Origin of the sequence: Nitratireductor sp. (genome assembly GCF_017794765.1) — a bacterium.
Lineage (GTDB): Bacteria > Pseudomonadota > Alphaproteobacteria > Rhizobiales > Rhizobiaceae > Nitratireductor.
The window spans coordinates 2,485,397-2,500,809 of the sequence record NZ_CP051236.1; the positions used below are offsets into that span (position 1 = coordinate 2,485,397).

Annotated in this window: 17 protein-coding genes; 12 read left to right on the plus strand and 5 right to left on the minus strand. The window is 59.0% G+C overall.

Features of this window, described 5'->3' with window-relative positions; genetic code table 11:
- Positions 1 to 16: 16 nt before the first annotated feature.
- Entirely contained in the window at positions 17 to 1,378 is a 1,362-nt protein-coding gene (locus HF949_RS11760) for a D-alanyl-D-alanine carboxypeptidase family protein (protein ID WP_292895486.1), read from the minus strand.
- Between the two features lie 352 nt (positions 1,379 to 1,730).
- On the opposite strand from HF949_RS11760, the gene clpS reads away from it, so the two are divergent.
- The 4 genes from clpS (at position 1,731) to HF949_RS11780 (ending at position 5,734) form a co-directional block, all read left to right on the plus strand.
- Positions 1,731 to 2,060: an ATP-dependent Clp protease adapter ClpS gene (gene clpS / locus HF949_RS11765; RefSeq protein WP_229448042.1), complete on the plus strand. Its 330-nt coding sequence runs from the start codon at positions 1,731 to 1,733 to the stop codon at positions 2,058 to 2,060.
- 8 nt (positions 2,061 to 2,068) lie between these two features.
- Complete coding sequence (gene clpA / locus HF949_RS11770) at positions 2,069 to 4,528, plus strand: ATP-dependent Clp protease ATP-binding subunit ClpA (protein WP_292895488.1); 2,460 nt, start codon at positions 2,069 to 2,071, stop codon at positions 4,526 to 4,528.
- Between the two features lie 109 nt (positions 4,529 to 4,637).
- Positions 4,638 to 5,387 carry an AzlC family ABC transporter permease gene (locus HF949_RS11775; protein ID WP_292895490.1) on the plus strand — a complete coding sequence of 250 codons (750 nt, stop codon included), beginning with the start codon at positions 4,638 to 4,640 and terminating at the stop codon, positions 5,385 to 5,387.
- Complete coding sequence (locus HF949_RS11780) at positions 5,384 to 5,734, plus strand: AzlD domain-containing protein (RefSeq protein ID WP_292895492.1); 351 nt, start codon at positions 5,384 to 5,386, stop codon at positions 5,732 to 5,734. The genes HF949_RS11775 and HF949_RS11780 overlap by 4 nt, the downstream gene beginning before the upstream one ends.
- Positions 5,735 to 5,761: 27 nt before the next feature.
- On the opposite strand, the gene HF949_RS11785 is transcribed toward HF949_RS11780, so the two are convergent.
- Positions 5,762 to 6,187, minus strand: a complete 426-nt coding sequence (locus tag HF949_RS11785) for an HIT family protein (protein ID WP_292895493.1) — start codon at positions 6,185 to 6,187, stop codon at positions 5,762 to 5,764.
- Between the two features lie 122 nt (positions 6,188 to 6,309).
- Between HF949_RS11785 and HF949_RS11790 the strand changes: the two genes are divergently transcribed.
- The gene (locus tag HF949_RS11790; protein ID WP_292895495.1) at positions 6,310 to 6,639 is read left to right on the plus strand and encodes a DMT family transporter; all 330 of its coding nucleotides are present in this window, start codon (positions 6,310 to 6,312) and stop codon (positions 6,637 to 6,639) included.
- A gap of 6 nt (positions 6,640 to 6,645) precedes the next feature.
- Here the strand turns inward: HF949_RS11790 and HF949_RS11795 are convergent, their stop codons facing one another.
- The 3 genes from HF949_RS11795 to HF949_RS11805 form a co-directional block, all read right to left on the minus strand.
- Complete coding sequence (locus HF949_RS11795; RefSeq protein WP_292900145.1) at positions 6,646 to 7,818, minus strand: GNAT family N-acetyltransferase; 1,173 nt, start codon at positions 7,816 to 7,818, stop codon at positions 6,646 to 6,648.
- A gap of 83 nt (positions 7,819 to 7,901) precedes the next feature.
- On the minus strand, positions 7,902 to 8,612 hold the full coding sequence (locus tag HF949_RS11800) for a glycerophosphodiester phosphodiesterase (RefSeq protein WP_292895497.1): 711 nt from the start codon (positions 8,610 to 8,612) through the stop codon (positions 7,902 to 7,904).
- Positions 8,612 to 9,079: a RidA family protein gene (locus HF949_RS11805; RefSeq protein WP_292895499.1), complete on the minus strand. Its 468-nt coding sequence runs from the start codon at positions 9,077 to 9,079 to the stop codon at positions 8,612 to 8,614. Before HF949_RS11805 ends, HF949_RS11800 begins: the two co-directional genes overlap by 1 nt.
- 228 nt (positions 9,080 to 9,307) lie before the next feature.
- On the opposite strand from HF949_RS11805, the gene HF949_RS11810 reads away from it, so the two are divergent.
- The 7 genes from HF949_RS11810 (at position 9,308) to HF949_RS11840 (ending at position 15,254) form a co-directional block, all read left to right on the plus strand.
- Positions 9,308 to 10,141, plus strand: coding sequence for a cell envelope integrity EipB family protein (locus HF949_RS11810; protein WP_292895501.1), 834 nt, complete (start codon positions 9,308 to 9,310; stop codon positions 10,139 to 10,141).
- Between the two features lie 162 nt (positions 10,142 to 10,303).
- Complete coding sequence (rpsB, locus tag HF949_RS11815) at positions 10,304 to 11,098, plus strand: 30S ribosomal protein S2 (RefSeq protein ID WP_292895503.1); 795 nt, start codon at positions 10,304 to 10,306, stop codon at positions 11,096 to 11,098.
- Positions 11,099 to 11,303: 205 nt separating this feature from the next.
- The gene (tsf, locus tag HF949_RS11820) at positions 11,304 to 12,227 is read left to right on the plus strand and encodes a translation elongation factor Ts (RefSeq protein WP_292900147.1); all 924 of its coding nucleotides are present in this window, start codon (positions 11,304 to 11,306) and stop codon (positions 12,225 to 12,227) included.
- A 91-nt stretch (positions 12,228 to 12,318) separates the two neighbouring features.
- Positions 12,319 to 13,065 (plus strand): UMP kinase, encoded by a 747-nt coding sequence (pyrH, locus tag HF949_RS11825; protein WP_292895505.1) that lies wholly within the window; start codon positions 12,319 to 12,321, stop codon positions 13,063 to 13,065.
- 12 nt (positions 13,066 to 13,077) lie between these two features.
- Positions 13,078 to 13,638: a ribosome recycling factor gene (gene frr, locus HF949_RS11830; protein ID WP_292900148.1), complete on the plus strand. Its 561-nt coding sequence runs from the start codon at positions 13,078 to 13,080 to the stop codon at positions 13,636 to 13,638.
- A 39-nt stretch (positions 13,639 to 13,677) separates the two neighbouring features.
- Positions 13,678 to 14,394, plus strand: a complete 717-nt coding sequence (locus HF949_RS11835; protein ID WP_292895507.1) for an isoprenyl transferase — start codon at positions 13,678 to 13,680, stop codon at positions 14,392 to 14,394.
- Positions 14,395 to 14,414: 20 nt separating this feature from the next.
- On the plus strand, positions 14,415 to 15,254 hold the full coding sequence (locus HF949_RS11840; RefSeq protein ID WP_292895509.1) for a phosphatidate cytidylyltransferase: 840 nt from the start codon (positions 14,415 to 14,417) through the stop codon (positions 15,252 to 15,254).
- The last annotated feature ends 159 nt before the right edge of the window (positions 15,255 to 15,413 follow it).

Genomic DNA, 15,413 nt, shown 5'->3' on the forward strand with positions numbered 1-15,413 from the left:
ATCAAAAACTCCGGTCTTACTGCTGCACGGCGTAGCAGGAGATGCTCTTCTTCTTAAGCGACGCGCAGGCCCCCCAGGCGTCGGACTTGCTCGCGAACCCGACAAAACGGGCGCGGTGGTAGGTCACACCACCCTTCTCGAAGGTCTCGGTGATCGGCACGGCGCTTGCGAGCACTGCTCCTGCCTTTTTTTCTGTTTCGGCAAGGAACATCAGCGCTTCATCCTCGCTGGGCATCGAGGCAACCTGAATGACCCAGCCACCGATGGATCCCGCGCCCTGCGCTTCTGGCGCCGTAGAAGCCGTCGGCATGGGATCGACGGCAGCGACCGGAGCGCTCGGGCGTGGCGCGGAGGCGCTGACCACAGTTGCGGCCTTAATCGGCTGCTCGGGCGCATAAGCAGTAAGCGTTTCCACTTCGGGCCGTTCGGTCGGCAGTGGAACCTGTCTGCCAGGGATCATTGCAGCGAGCGCGGTGCGGGCACCACCGGGAGCCTTGGCGATCAGCATGCGATCACGTCCGGTCGACCCCTGGTTCAGGTAGCGTTCGATAAGATCTGCCATGTGCGCATCGCGGCTGCGTGACGTGCGGCCGCCCATGACCACGGCAACGATGCTGCGGCCATTCGCCTGCACGGAGCTGGCAAGATTGAAACCGGAAGCACGGGTATAACCAGTCTTGATTCCATCGACACCCTTGACCCGCCCAAGCAGGCGATTGTGGTTGCCGTAGCGACGCTTCTTGTAGGTGAAGGACCTGGTCTGGAAGTAGCTGTAATATTGCGGATAATGCTCGCGCAGGGCGATACTGAGCTTGGCCATGTCGCGCGCGGTTGTCTTCTGCTGGCTGTTGGGCAGACCATGCGCGTTCTTGAACGTGGTACGGGACATGCCGAGCTGTCGCGCCTTCGCTGTCATCATTGAAGCGAACTTGGCTTCCGACCCGCCGAGAAACTCGGCCACGGCGGTCGCAGCATCATTTGCCGAACGGGTCACCAGCGCCCGAATGGCCTGGTCCACAGTCAGGCTGTCTCCGGGACGCAGCGCGATGTTGGTCGGTGGCTCGGCCGCTGCGTTCCGCGACACGGGAATGCGGGTATCCTTGCTGATGCGGCCTGTCGAAAGTGCCTCGAAGATCATGTAGGCGGTCATCATCTTCGTCAGCGAGGCAGGATACCGTGGAGCATCGGCATTTGATTCATAGAGAACCTTGCCGGTCTTCGCATCCATGACGATGCCAGCATATTTGGCGTTCGCAGAAGCCTGTTCTGCCGCGCCCAGCATGACGATACCGGAAATGAAAAGTGCAGTGAGAATCTTGCCTGAGAGCCGCACAAGATTCGCTCTACCCAACAACGCCTGACGCACGATTACACCCATTTGCATCTGGTTTCAGGCCGCGAGGCATCCCCACTCGCAGGCCCATTTCCCATCACCCTATCGGCGGCGGCGTTACCAATCCGTTTATGGTGAGCTATTCGTTGACGGAATTTCTTAACATTGACTCGAAATCGAATGATTGACCGGCCCGGATGCCGGTTGGAATGAATGTCTGAACCATCCAGGTTGATGATGGCGTAGTTTTGAACGCAAAACCCCTTCACCCATATTGTCAGGAACGGATAAGGGCTTAAAATTGTCGGAAGGGTACCTACATGTCCCACGTAAGGGCTCGGCATAGGGAATGGAATTTTTGAATATCGGTGAAGCCATGCAGCACGACGTCTGGCGAATGCAGGATGGCGAGAAAGATGGTGACAGTTCCGATCGCGGAACTGCGGTCATCACGCGTACGAAAACCAAGACGAAGAAACCGAGCCTCTATCGTGTATTGTTGCTGAATGACGATTACACCCCGATGGAGTTCGTCATTCATGTGCTTGAGCGCTTCTTCAAGAAGGATCGCGAAGCCGCGACCAGAATTATGCTGCACGTACACAATCACGGTGTTGGTGAATGTGGCGTGTTCACGTTTGAAGTGGCTGAGACCAAGGTAACGCAGGTGATGGACTTCTCCCGACAACACCAGCACCCGCTTCAATGCGTGATGGAAAAGAAATGAGGTACTGAATGCCGGCTTTTTCCCAAGGCTTGGAGCGGGCACTGCATCAGGCGCTTACGTTCGCCAATGAGCGCCACCATGAGTATGCAACGCTCGAGCATTTGCTTCTTGCGCTGATCGACGATTCGGACGCCGCAGCCGTGATGCGCGCCTGCAATGTCGACCTGGATGCGCTCAAGGAGACAGTGATCAAATACATTGACGGCGAGCTCGACAACCTTGTCACGGGCTACGATGAGGATTCCAAGCCGACTGCCGGGTTTCAGCGCGTTATCCAGCGCGCCGTCATCCATGTGCAATCGTCGGGACGCGAAGAAGTGTCGGGCGCCAATGTGCTCGTCGCGATCTTTGCCGAACGCGAGAGCCATGCAGCCTATTTTCTGCAGGAACAGCAGATGACGCGTTACGACGCGGTCAATTATATCAGTCACGGCATCGCCAAACGGCCTGGCGGGTCGGAGGCAAGAACGCCGCGTGGTGCAGAAGACGAGGAGTCCGGCGCACCTGGTGCAGAGGCTGAAGACGGCAACAAGAAGAAGCAGGCGCAGGATGCGCTTACGGCCTATTGTGTCAATCTCAACGAGAAGGCGCGGGCCGGGCGCATCGATCCGCTGATCGGGCGCGCGCCCGAAATCAATCGTACGATTCAGGTGCTTTGCCGCCGCTCCAAGAACAATCCGCTCTATGTTGGGGATCCCGGCGTCGGCAAGACGGCGATTGCCGAAGGGCTCGCCAAGCGCATCGTCGAGGGGGATGTGCCGGATGTGCTGGCAGACGCCACCATTTTCGCGCTCGATATGGGTTCGCTTTTGGCGGGCACCCGGTATCGCGGCGATTTTGAGGAACGTCTGAAGCAGGTTGTGAAGGAGCTGGAGGATTTTCCCGGTGCGGTCCTTTTCATTGATGAAATCCACACCGTGATTGGCGCCGGTGCGACTTCTGGCGGCGCAATGGATGCATCCAATCTCTTGAAACCCGCATTATCGTCCGGCGCGATCCGCTGTATCGGCTCGACCACCTATAAGGAGTTCCGCCAGTTCTTCGAGAAGGATCGCGCTCTGGTGCGTCGGTTCCAGAAGATCGACGTCAGCGAACCGACGGTTGAGGATGCGATCGAGATCATGAAGGGTCTGAAACCCTATTTCGAGGACTTCCACAAGGTTCGCTACACGAACGAAGCGGTGAAGGCCGCGGTCGAACTATCGGCGCGCTACATCAACGATCGCAAACTGCCAGACAAGGCGATCGACGTGTTGGACGAGACCGGTGCTTCGCAGAAGCTGCTTCCGGAAGCGAAACGCCGCAAGACGATCAACGTCAAGGAGATCGAGGCCACGATCGCTACCATGGCCCGCATTCCTCCGAAAACCGTTTCGGCCGATGACGAGAAGGTTCTGGCGACGCTTGAGGACGAACTGAAGCGTGTCGTTTACGGACAGGATGCCGCCATCACCGCGCTTTCTTCTGCGATCAAATTGGCGCGTGCCGGTCTGAGAGAGCCCGAAAAGCCGATCGGCTCCTATCTGTTCTCGGGCCCCACGGGTGTTGGCAAGACCGAGGTCGCCAAACAGCTTGCTGCATCGCTTGGCGTCGAATTGTTGCGATTCGATATGTCGGAATACATGGAGCGCCATACGGTTTCACGCCTGATCGGTGCCCCGCCGGGTTACGTCGGTTTCGATCAGGGTGGCCTGCTGACCGACGGTGTCGATCAGCATCCGCATTGCGTGCTTCTCCTCGATGAGATCGAGAAGGCGCACCCGGATCTTTTCAACATCCTCCTGCAGGTGATGGATCACGGCAAGCTCACCGATCACAATGGCAAGAGCATCGATTTCCGCAATGTGATCCTGATCATGACGACCAATGCGGGTGCAGCCGATCTCGCCAAGCCGGCCATCGGTTTCGGATCGTCGAAACGCGAAGGCGACGATATGGAGGCAATCAACCGCCTCTTCACGCCGGAATTCCGCAACCGCCTCGACGCCGTTATCCCGTTCGGCTCTCTGCCGGTTCCGGTCATCCATCAGGTTGTGCAGAAATTCGTCATGCAGCTTGAGGCGCAGCTCGCCGAGCGCCGCGTTACCTTTGACCTGTCGGAGGAGGCGGTCGCCTGGTTGGCGGACAAGGGTTACGACGAGCGGATGGGCGCACGCCCACTTGGCCGCGTCATACAGGAGCACATCAAGAAGCCCTTGGCTGAGGAGGTGCTTTTCGGCCGCCTCAAGAAGGGCGGTACGGTACGGGTTACGGTCGCAGAGGATGATGTTGGTGAGAGCGGTCTGAAACTCGATGCGGTCCCTGACGATGCTCCAATCAAGCCCCGCGACGAGGTGCCGGCCAGAAAAAAGGCAAAACCCGCTGCCAGGAAAACCCGCAAGCCCAAAGCGGCGGCGAAACCCAAGGCACAGAAGCCGAAGGAACCACCCAAGCGCAGCCTGGTGCCGCAATTGCCGCGTAAGGGTTGATGATCGGGCGCAGGCCTGAAGTGGACCAATTTCGAAGGCGTGGGTGTCCCAAGCACCCACGCCTTCGTCGTATCGCACGCCGCGTCATGCTGTGCTAGGTCGTGCGCCGATGAATGAGAACACGACAGCCGAATCAGGCAGCGAAGAAAGCCACATCAGCTGGTATCTGCGGGGGGTGCGCCGCTGCTTCTCGGTTCCCGGCCTGGTGCTTGTGAGCGCCTTTGTGGGTTTTGCCGGCCTTGCACGCGAGGCCGGGCTTACCTTGCCGCAGACTGTTTTCATGACTGGTGTTGTTTGGGCATTGCCAGCACAGGTGGTGCTGATCGGCGCGATGATCGCCGGCAACAGCCTCATTGCTGCAGCCTTCGCCGTCGCGCTTTCCTCGGTACGTCTGGCTCCGATGGTTGTTGCCTTGACCCCGGAGATGCGCGGGCCGCGTACCCGGAAATGGGTGCTGTACGCTCTTTCACACTTCGTGGCGATTACTTCATGGGTTCTCGCCATGGAGAGTTTCAGGAATGTGCCGAGGGATCTCAGAACGGCCTATTACACCGGTATCGGAACCACGCTTGTGCTGGTGAATATGGGTGTGGTGGCGACCGTTTTCCTTCTTGCCGAAAGTCTGCCGGTGCAAGTGACGGCAGCGCTTTTCTTCCTGACGCCGATTTACTTCCTGACATCTCTCTGGGGCTCGGCGCGTGAACGGGCAGGGCACGTGGCGATGGTTCTGGGACTGCTCAGCGGACCGGTGTTTCACTTGCTGCTGCCCGGTTTCGACCTTCTTGCCGCAGGCTGCATTGCCGGTGGCGCCGCCTATGTCTGGCACCGCACGCGTCTGAAACGAGGGACAGGCAAGTGAGTTTCGACGCGCTCGATACCTGGTGGTGGCCCTATCTGTTCATTCTTCTTGCCGGTTGGCTTGCAACCGATACCTGGCGCTACCTGGGTGTCTATCTCGGCGGCAAGATGTCTGATGAATCCGACATCCTCGTCTTCGTGCGCTGTATCGCGACCGCCCTCGTGGCTGCCGTGATCGCCAATCTCATCGTGTTTCCTTCCGGCGCGCTCGCCGATTCTTCCCTTGCGCTGCGGGTGGGGGCGGCCATCGCAGGATTTGCCGCCTACCTCCTGTCACGAAAACAAATTCTCGCCGGGATCGCCGTCGCCGAAGCTGTTCTTCTGATCGGGCTTTACCTGATCGGCTGATGACTGCCGCTCCTGTGGCGATCTCCCCTAGAGCTGGGCGCGGATTTTCTCCGCCTGCTCTGCAAGAACGGCATGATCCGCCATCTCGCCGGTGTGCGGGCGCAGGGCAACCCCGTCAAAGCGCGGAATGATGTGGACGTGAAGATGGAACACGACCTGGCCCCCCGCCTGCTCGTTGAACTGCTGAATGGTCACGCCATCTGCGTTGAAGGCAGCTTTTGTCGCGCGCGCAAGTTTCTGCACGGTGCGCATCACGGCCGCAAGACTGTCTTCCTCGACGTCGAGGATATTTCGCGCGGGTCTTTTAGGGATCACCAGACAATGGCCATCGCCACGCGGCATGATATCCATTAACGCGAATGTTTCGTCGTCTTCATAGAGCTTGTGAGAGGGAAGTTCGCCACGCAGAATTTTGGCGAAAACGTTGTCCTTGTCATAGGCGGCACTGGTCATGGGAACCTCTCGTCTCGGGCAATTGCGGCGGCATTTTTCTGCGCTAATGTCCGTGCCGTCAACTCCTGACACAGGCCGATTCGCCGGGGTTTTCCAAGCCGGGTTTTTAAAAGGTGCAGAGCGTGACCTATCTTTATCTGATCGTTGCCATTCTTTTCGAGGTGGTTGCGACAACCGCACTTAAGCAGACGGAAGGGTTCACGCGCCTCGCACCTTCACTGGTCACGCTCATCGGCTATGCGGTTGCCTTCTTTTTCCTCTCGTTGACACTGCGCACCATGTCGGTCGGCATCGTTTATGCGTTATGGTCAGGCGCCGGGATCGTGTTCATCACCGCCATCGGCTGGCTGTGGTTTCAGCAGGCGCTCGATGTGCCGGCACTCCTGGGCGTTGGTCTCATCATTGCTGGTGTACTGGTGATCAATCTCTTCTCGAAATCCGTCATGCACTGATCAGGCTCAGCCTTTGCGAAACGGCGTGTGCGCTTCCAGAACGCGTTGGATTTCTGCCACGTCGCGCCGCTCCATCTCCAGATATTGTGCCACCGCGCGACGCAGGCCGGGATGGGGAATGAAATGGGCCGACCGCGTGGTGACCGGCTCGTAGCCGCGCGCGAGCTTGTGCTCGCCCTGTGCCCCGGCTTCCACCCGCCTCAGCCCGCGCGCAATGGCAAACTCGATCGCCTGATGATAGCAGACCTCGAAATGCAGAAAGGGGTGGTGTTCGATGCACCCCCAGTTTCGACCGAACAACGTGTCTGAGCCAATGAAGTTGATGGCGCCGGCAATGTAGCGCCCATTCCTTCGCGCCATGACCAGGAGGATGTCGTCGGCCATGCGTTCGCCGATCAGCGAAAAGAAGCGGCGGTTGAGATAGGGCCGGCCCCACTTGCGATTTCCCGTGTCCGTGTAGAATTTAAAAAAATCGTCCCATACGGCCTCGGTAAGGTCACGGCCTGTCAGCCAATCGATCCCGATCGCGTTTTCGACAGCGGTGCGACGCTCCTTTTTAAGGGCCTTGCGTTTGCGTGAAGCGAGTGTGTCGAGAAAATCATCATAGGTGCGGTAGTCGCGGTTGAAAAAATGGAACTGCTGGTCGGTTCGCAAGAGAAACCCTGCGCATTTGAGCGCCGCGATGTCGTCGCCGGTTGCAAAGGTCACATGGGCCGATGAAATGCCGAGCCTCTCCGTCAGCGTCCTGATCCCTTCGGCGAGCGCCTGCCGAACGGTTTCCAGAGGCGCGCCGTCGCGAACCAGAAGGCGGGGACCGCCCGCAGGGGTGAAAGGTATTGAAATCTGCAGTTTTGGATAATACCGGCCGCCGGCACGTTCGAAAGCATCTGCCCAGCCGTGGTCGAAAACATATTCTCCCTGGCTGTGCGATTTGAGGTAACACGGAACCGCGCCGAGCAGGGTGCCCTCGCTGGACCGCAGAAGCAGGTGCTGACCCAGCCATCCGCTTTCGCGCACAGCACACCCGCTGTCTTCCAGGCTAGAAAGAAAGGCGTGGGACACGAAGGGGTTGTAGGAGGTTTCCGCCGCGTCCCGGCGAGCTCCGGTAAGTGGCGCCCAGTCGGCTTCCGGCACATCGGCGAGCGACGGCGAAACCGTTAGCGTCACTTCGCCCGACATGGACGCATCCGTTTTTGCTTTCGTCATAGGTTTAACTAAGCGCGCATGGGGAGCGCTTCAAGAGGTCCGCCACGCGGCGGCGGTCAGGGCGTGAACCCTTCGAACGTCATCTGATCGGCGTATGCAAAGGTACGTTTGATGGCCTCCGGATCGCGCACCGTCCACGTGATGACAGGCATGGAAAGGCGCTCGCGCACGAAGGTGACAAACGGGTTCGGCAATTCATCCACTGCGTATGATACGAAGGAAATATCATGCGCCAGCATGGAAAAATGTCCCTCCATCGCTGCTGGGGAAGGCCCCTCCGCCGTCAGCCCGCGTGGCAGATGGGGAGCAAAATGTGCGAGCTGGCGGACGAGGCGGTGATCAAAAGACATCAGGGCGACCGAGCCGGAATACCCCCGCAGTGCTTCAGTCACGTTGGCGACAAGTGCATCGTCATGCCCTTCTGCGCCCTTCAGCTCGATCACCACCGGAACACGCCCCGCCACCAGTGTGAGCATCTCGCGCAGCGTTGGCACATGATCGGCGGTGTCGCCGACCTTTAATGCGCCCATCTCGATCGCCAGTTTTCCTGCGATCGTTCCATCCTGCCCTGTCAGTCGACGCAGCGCATGATCGTGGAAGACCATGGGAACACCGTCAGATGATAGATGCACGTCACATTCGATGGAATAACCGGCACTAGCGGCTGCCTCAAACGCCGAAAGCGTGTTTTCCCAGCGCGCATGGTTCATGTCATGCAGACCGCGATGCGCTATGGGGCGTGCGGTCAGCCAGTCCAGAACGGGCATTATTCGGCGACCTCGATAATGGCGTCTATTTCGACCGGCGCATTCATGGGCAAGGAAGCCATGCCGACAGCAGCGCGCGCGTGGCGTCCGCGATCTCCAAGAGCGGCCACAAGGAAATCCGAAGCACCGTTGGCGACGAGATGCTGGTCGGTAAAATCCGGGGTCGAGGCCACATAGACGGAAATGCGGACCACACGCTTGATCCGTTCCAGATCGCCAAGGGCTGCCCGTGCCTGTGCGAGCACATTAACCGTACACCATTTGGCTGCCAGCTTGCCGGCCTCGGTTCCCAGTTCACGTCCAAGAAGCCCCATCGCCATCAGCTTGCCGTCCTTGATGGGAAGCTGTCCGGAGGTCATCAGCAACGATCCGGTCTGCACAAAGGGCACGTAATTAGCCACAGGCGCTGCCGCTTCGGGCAGTTCGACACCCAGTTCCAGCAATCTTTTCTCGATTTCACGTGCCATATTGGTCTCCCGGCATTTCAATGTGTGTCACCACGGCAAATCCGTAGCAGACAAAACTAAACGTCAGTTGCGACACTTTCGCAATCATATCCACACTGAGGGGGAATGTGCCGCAGGGGGAGAGGTTGCATATTTGCCACGCTTCCGCCACGACTCTCGTTCAAACGGAACCATCCAGACGGTCACGATGTGCTCCGACCGTAAAATGCCGAATACCGGAGGTCGTTCATGCGCTCATTGCGCCTTTTTGCCTTGGCCCTGTTTTCTGTTCCGGTCGCTGGGGCAAGCCTCGCTCAGGCGGCGCCGAAATTGCTGCCGCATCGGGCCATTTATGACCTCTCACTGGAGCAGGCGAGCGATCGATCGGGCATAAACGGCATTTCCGGGCGCATGGTCTACGAGTTCGCCGGGTCGGTCTGCGAGGGGTACACCACCACCTTTCGTTTCGTCATGCGTCTGGAAACGGATGATGCATCGCGGCTTTCGGACCAGCAGACCACCACCTATGAGGATGGTGAGGGAAAGGTCTTCCAGTTCGTCAACAAGATGTATCTCGACAACATGCTGGACCGGGAGGTGAAGGGTGTCGCCCGTCTGGAAGAGGGCGAGACGCTGGTGGAGCTGTCCAGGCCTGAACGTCGCAGCGAGAAGCTCGAGCGGACACAGTTTCCCGTACGGCACATGAAAGAAGTGTTGGCAAAGGCCGAATCCGGCGGCGGCTTCTATCAGACCACGCTCTACGACAGCTCCGAAGATGCTGATCGGGTGATGATGACCTCGGTAACGATCGGCAAGGCGAAACCAATTGAGAAAAACGACCCGGAGCGATCGGCCGCCGCTCGGCTCGAGAACCAGTCCTACTGGCCGGTAAGCATTGCCTATTTCGATCCAACCGAGGAGCGTGGCGAGGCTTTGCCCGATTACGAGATAAGTTTTTTACTGCATGAGAGCGGCGTCACGCGAAGCCTCGAGATGAACTATGATGAGTTTTCGATTCGCGGCCAGCTTGTCGATCTGACGATGTTCGATGAGACGAAAGACGGGGCCGATTGCACCAAATAGGCCCATTTGCCGGCCAAACGCTTGCATTATGCGCCATAAGCTTCTATATGCGCGCGCATTCCACACACGGATCTTGGTTCCGGTCGGGAGACATCCGACCAGCGCCTCCGGTGGCGGTTTCCGCCTGACGGTCCGTGGAGGTTCAACCGGAAAGGATAACGAATGGCACTGCCCGATATCAGCATGCGCCAGCTTCTGGAAGCTGGTGTTCACTTTGGTCACCAGACCCACCGCTGGAACCCGAAGATGTCCAACTACATCTTTGGTGCCCGCAACAATGTTCACATCATCGACCTCAGCCAGACCGTGCCGCTGATGCACCAGGCGCTGAAGACCGTCTCAGACACCGTCGCCAAGGGCGGCCGTATTCTGTTCGTTGGCACCAAGCGTCAGGCGTCCGAGATCGTTGCCGATTCTGCCAGGCGTTCGGCACAGTATTATGTGAATGCCCGTTGGCTCGGCGGCATGCTGACCAACTGGAAAACGATCTCCAACTCGATCCAGCGTTTGCGCAAGCTCGACGAACTGCTCGCAGCCGATGCTCAGGGCTTCACCAAAAAGGAGCGCCTGAATCTGGAGCGCGAGCGTGAGAAGCTCGACCGTGCTCTCGGGGGTATTCGCGACATGGGTTCCACGCCGGACCTGATGTTCGTGATCGACACCAACAAGGAAGCGATTGCCGTGCAGGAGGCCAAGCGTCTTGGCATTCCGGTGGTCGCAATCGTCGATTCGAACTGCGATCCGGATGTCGTCGACTACCCGATTCCGGGCAACGACGATGCGGCGCGTGCTATCGCTCTTTATTGCGATCTCGTAGCCAAGGCAGCGATCGACGGCATTGAGCGCCAGCAGGGCGCCCTTGGCCTTGATATCGGCGAGGCCGTCGAGGCTCCTGCAGAGCCGACCCTCGACGATGAAGCCGCAACGCCGGCAACAGAAGAAAACAAGGACGCCTAACCAGCGCCGTTCCGAAAATGTGGGGCTGATTCCCTGCAACGGCCGCGCGGCAGACAACAGGCTTCGCGGCCGTTTTTGTTAGAGCAATTCCAGGAATGCTGCAGATCGGCTTTCCGTCCGGAGTTGCATGAAAACAACGAGATAGAGCGTTTTCGCGTTTCAGCGAAAAGCGGAGATGCTCAACAAGATTGATGAAGAGGCGACGATGAGCATTACAGCAGCAATGGTCAAGGAACTGCGCGAGAAGAGCGGCGCAGGCATGATGGACTGCAAGACGGCCCTGACCGAGAACAATGGCGACATGGAAGCAGCCATGGACTGGCTGCGCAAGAAGGGCATTGCCAAGGCCGACAAGAAGGCTGGCCGCACGGCAGCCGAGGGCCTGATCGGCGTTGCATCCGACGCGAACAGTGCTGTCGTCGTCGAGGTCAATTCCGAGACCGACTTCGTTGCCCGCAATGATGCTTTCCAGGCACTGGTGAGCAACATCGCTACCGTCGCTCTCGGTACGGACGGCTCGATCGAGACAGTTTCCTCCGCAACTTACCCCGCCACGGGAAAGTCTGTAGCCGACACGGTAAAGGACGCCATCGGCACGATCGGCGAGAACATGACGCTGCGCCGTTCGGCCAGGCTGTCCGTCGAAAATGGTGCAGTTGCAAGCTATGTCCACAATGCCGTGACCGACGGTCTTGGCAAGCTCGGTGTGCTGGTGGCCATCGAGACCACGGGCAATGCCGACGCGGCCCGTGCTTTCGGCCGTCAGGTCGCCATGCATGTGGCAGCGACCAATCCGCTGGCTCTGACCGAAGCCGATGTCGATCCGGCAGCCGTTGCCCGTGAGAAGGACATCTTCTCCGACCAGGCTCGTCAGTCGGGCAAGCCGGAGAACATCATTGAGAAAATGGTCGAAGGCCGTCTGCGCAAGTTCTTCGAGGAGGTTGTTCTCCTGAAGCAGGCTTTCGTGATGAACCCGGACCTTACCGTCGAGAAAGCGCTTGCCGAAGCCGAAAAGGAAATCGGCGCGCCGGCAAAGATCGTGAGCTTCGTCYGTTTCGCGCTTGGTGAAGGCATCGAGCGTGAGGAGACCGACTTCGCGGCTGAAGTGGCTGCTGCCGTCAAGTCCTGAGACCGGCGAATAGCTGTTTGAAGACGAAGGGCGCCGCGTGACAACGCGGCGCCCTTCGTGTAACGCAGGGTCAAATTTGGAGACTTTGAAGATGACTGAGAAACGCTACCGGCGCGTTGTCCTGAAAGCATCCGGCGAGGCCCTGATGGGCGAGCAGGGGTTCGGCATCGATGTGTCTGTGGTGGACCGCATCGCCCGCGATATTCTGGAAGCGCGCAGGTTGGGCGTCGAAGTCGGAGTCGTTATCGGCGGGGGCAACATCTTCCGGGGCGTTGCAGTGGCCTCCAAGGGCGGCGACCGGGTAACGGGCGATCACATGGGCATGCTCGCCACCGTCATCAATTCTCTGGCGCTGCGCACTTCTCTGGTGAAGATGGGTGTCGATGCCGTGGTCATGTCAGCCATTGCCATGCCCGAGCTCTGCGAGAGCTTCTCACAGCGCCAGGCCACGAGCTACATGAATGCAGGCAAGGTGGTGATTTTCGCAGGCGGCACCGGCAATCCGTTTTTCACAACGGATTCGGCGGCAGCACTCAGGGCGGCGGAGATCGGCGCGGATGCGCTCTTCAAGGGAACACAGGTCGACGGTGTCTATTCCGCCGATCCGCGCAAGGATCCGAATGCGACGCGCTACGAGCGACTCAGTCACGCTCAGGTGATCAGAGATGGCCTGGCCATCATGGATACTGCTGCGATTGCTCTTGCGCGCGAGAACCACATTCCGATAATCGTTTTCTCGATTCATGAAGAGGGCGGGTTCAACGCCATCTTGAAAGGCGGCGGACATTGCACCATCGTGTCCGATGACGCCGAACCAGAACAGCGTGCCGGTGCGTAAGGAGATTTGATGATGGCCGACGGCGTTGATTTTAAAGACCTAAAGCGGCGTATGGACGGGGCGACGAGTGCCTTCCAGCACGACTTGGCTTCGCTGAGGACGGGCCGGGCTTCCGCCAATCTTCTCGACCCGATTCAGGTGGAGGCCTATGGCTCGGCGATGCCGATCAACCAGGTTGCGACGGTTTCTGTACCGGAGCCGCGCATGATCTCGGTCGCGGTCTGGGATCAGAGCATGATCAACGCCGTGGACAGGGCCATCCGCGAATCGAATCTCGGTTTCAACCCGATCATGGACGGATCGACGCTGCGTATTCCCTTGCCTGAGCTCAATGAGGAGCGTCGCAAGGAACTCGTCAAGATCGCGCATCAATACGCGGAAAACGCGAAGGTTGCGGCACGTCACGTGCGCCGCGACGGCATGGAGCACCTCAAAAAGGCCGAAAAGGATGGCGACATAAGCCAGGATGAGCTGCACGCGCAGTCCGATCAGGTGCAAAAGATGACGGATGAGACGATTTCGGCCATCGATAAGCTGCTCGCCGCCAAGGAAGCCGAAATCATGCAGGTTTAGCCACTGCAGCGTGCTCACGAGGCGAGGGGAGAGTAGCATTTGAAGCCGGCGCACATAGCCATAATCATGGATGGAAACGGTCGCTGGGCCGAAGCGCGGGGCCTCCCGCGCCGGGCCGGGCACCGCGCCGGTGTGGAAGCGCTGCGCAGCGCCGTGCGTTCGGCTGGCGAACTGGGCATTAATTGGCTCACCGTCTACGCTTTTTCGTCGGAAAACTGGTCGCGGCCGCCTTCTGAGGTCAACGACCTCATGGGGCTTTTGCGCCTGTTCATTCGCCGCGATCTTGCCGAGCTGCATCAGAACGGTGTTCGCGTGCGCATCATCGGCGACAGGGAGAACCTTGAAAAGGACATCAGGTCGCTGTTGCTGGAGGCGGAAAATCTCACGGCGGAGAACACCAGAATGAACCTGGTGATCGCCTTCAACTACGGCGCTCGCGACGAGATTTTGAGGGCTGCGAAAGCACTGATGCATGACGTGCAATCGGGCCGACTGGAGGCCGATGCGGTCGATCTGGAAGCTTTCGGTGGTTACCTCGATACCGCCGGCATTCCCGATCCGGATCTGATCATCAGAACAAGCGGTGAGCAGCGTCTGTCGAACTTTCTCCTTTGGCAGGCCGCTTATGCCGAGTTCGTTTTTCTGCCCTGTCATTGGCCGGATTTCGGTCGCGCGGATCTTGAAACTGCCATCACCACCTTCAATGCCCGCGAACGCCGCTTTGGCGGCGTCGGAGCGCGCGAAGCCGTCCTATGAACGGGCGTGGCGAGGGAGAAATGCCGGCGCCCCGCCGCCCGCGAAGCAATCTGCAATTGCGTATCATTTCGGCGGTCGTTCTAGGCTTCGCCGTTCTGCTGATTACCTATTTTGGCGGTTTGCCTTTTCGCCTGATGGGCGCGGCCATGGCCGGCGCGATTTTCTATGAATGGTGCGCCATGCGCCCGGAGCGAGGCGCCAGCATGCACACCGTTCTCGGTGGTACATTGCTTGCTGCGGTCATGACGTTGATGGTTTTCGACCAGTCGGCTTCGATGCTGTTTCTTGGTCTGGCGGCCGCACTTTTCATCCTCGCAATGCACGGCTGGGCATCCAGAACCGGCTTTGGAATGGTTGCAGGGCTTGCCTATGCAGCCGCGCCCACATTGGCGCTTGTTCATCTAAGGGCCGATGACCGGTCGGGGCTGTTTGCGATCCTGTTTCTGTTCGCAGTCGTCTGGACAACGGACATCATGGCCTATTTTACCGGCCGAACCCTAGGTGGGGCGAAGCTTGCCCCCTCCATCTCCCCGGGGAAGACATGGAGCGGCGCGGTCGGCGGCACGGTTTTCGCCGTGCTTGCAGGCGGCGCATTCGCACTCCATGAGAGTGCGGCTTATGGCACTGTGTTGATTGCCCTTATCGCACTTGTCCTGGCGGTGATATCGCAGATTGGCGATCTGTTCGAATCGGCCCTGAAGCGCCGCAGTGGCGTAAAGGATTCCAGCAATCTCATTCCCGGCCATGGCGGGGTGATGGACCGGGTGGACGGGCTCATGGCGGCGGCCCTTGCCCTTTATCTTCTGGCGGCGCTGTTGGGCGGAGGAGACTACCCGGCTCACGCTCTTTTCAGGTTTTAGGAACCCGGAACCATTTGCCTTGGATCTGCCGCGATGGCATGGAGTGTGGGTAAGCCGGGATTCGGGAGGCTCTTTGGGGCACGTGTCCGCGTTAACCGGAAACTTATTGGAACAATGCGGCAGACCTTCTGAAAGTCCCGATAGTTTTTCCAGATTGAA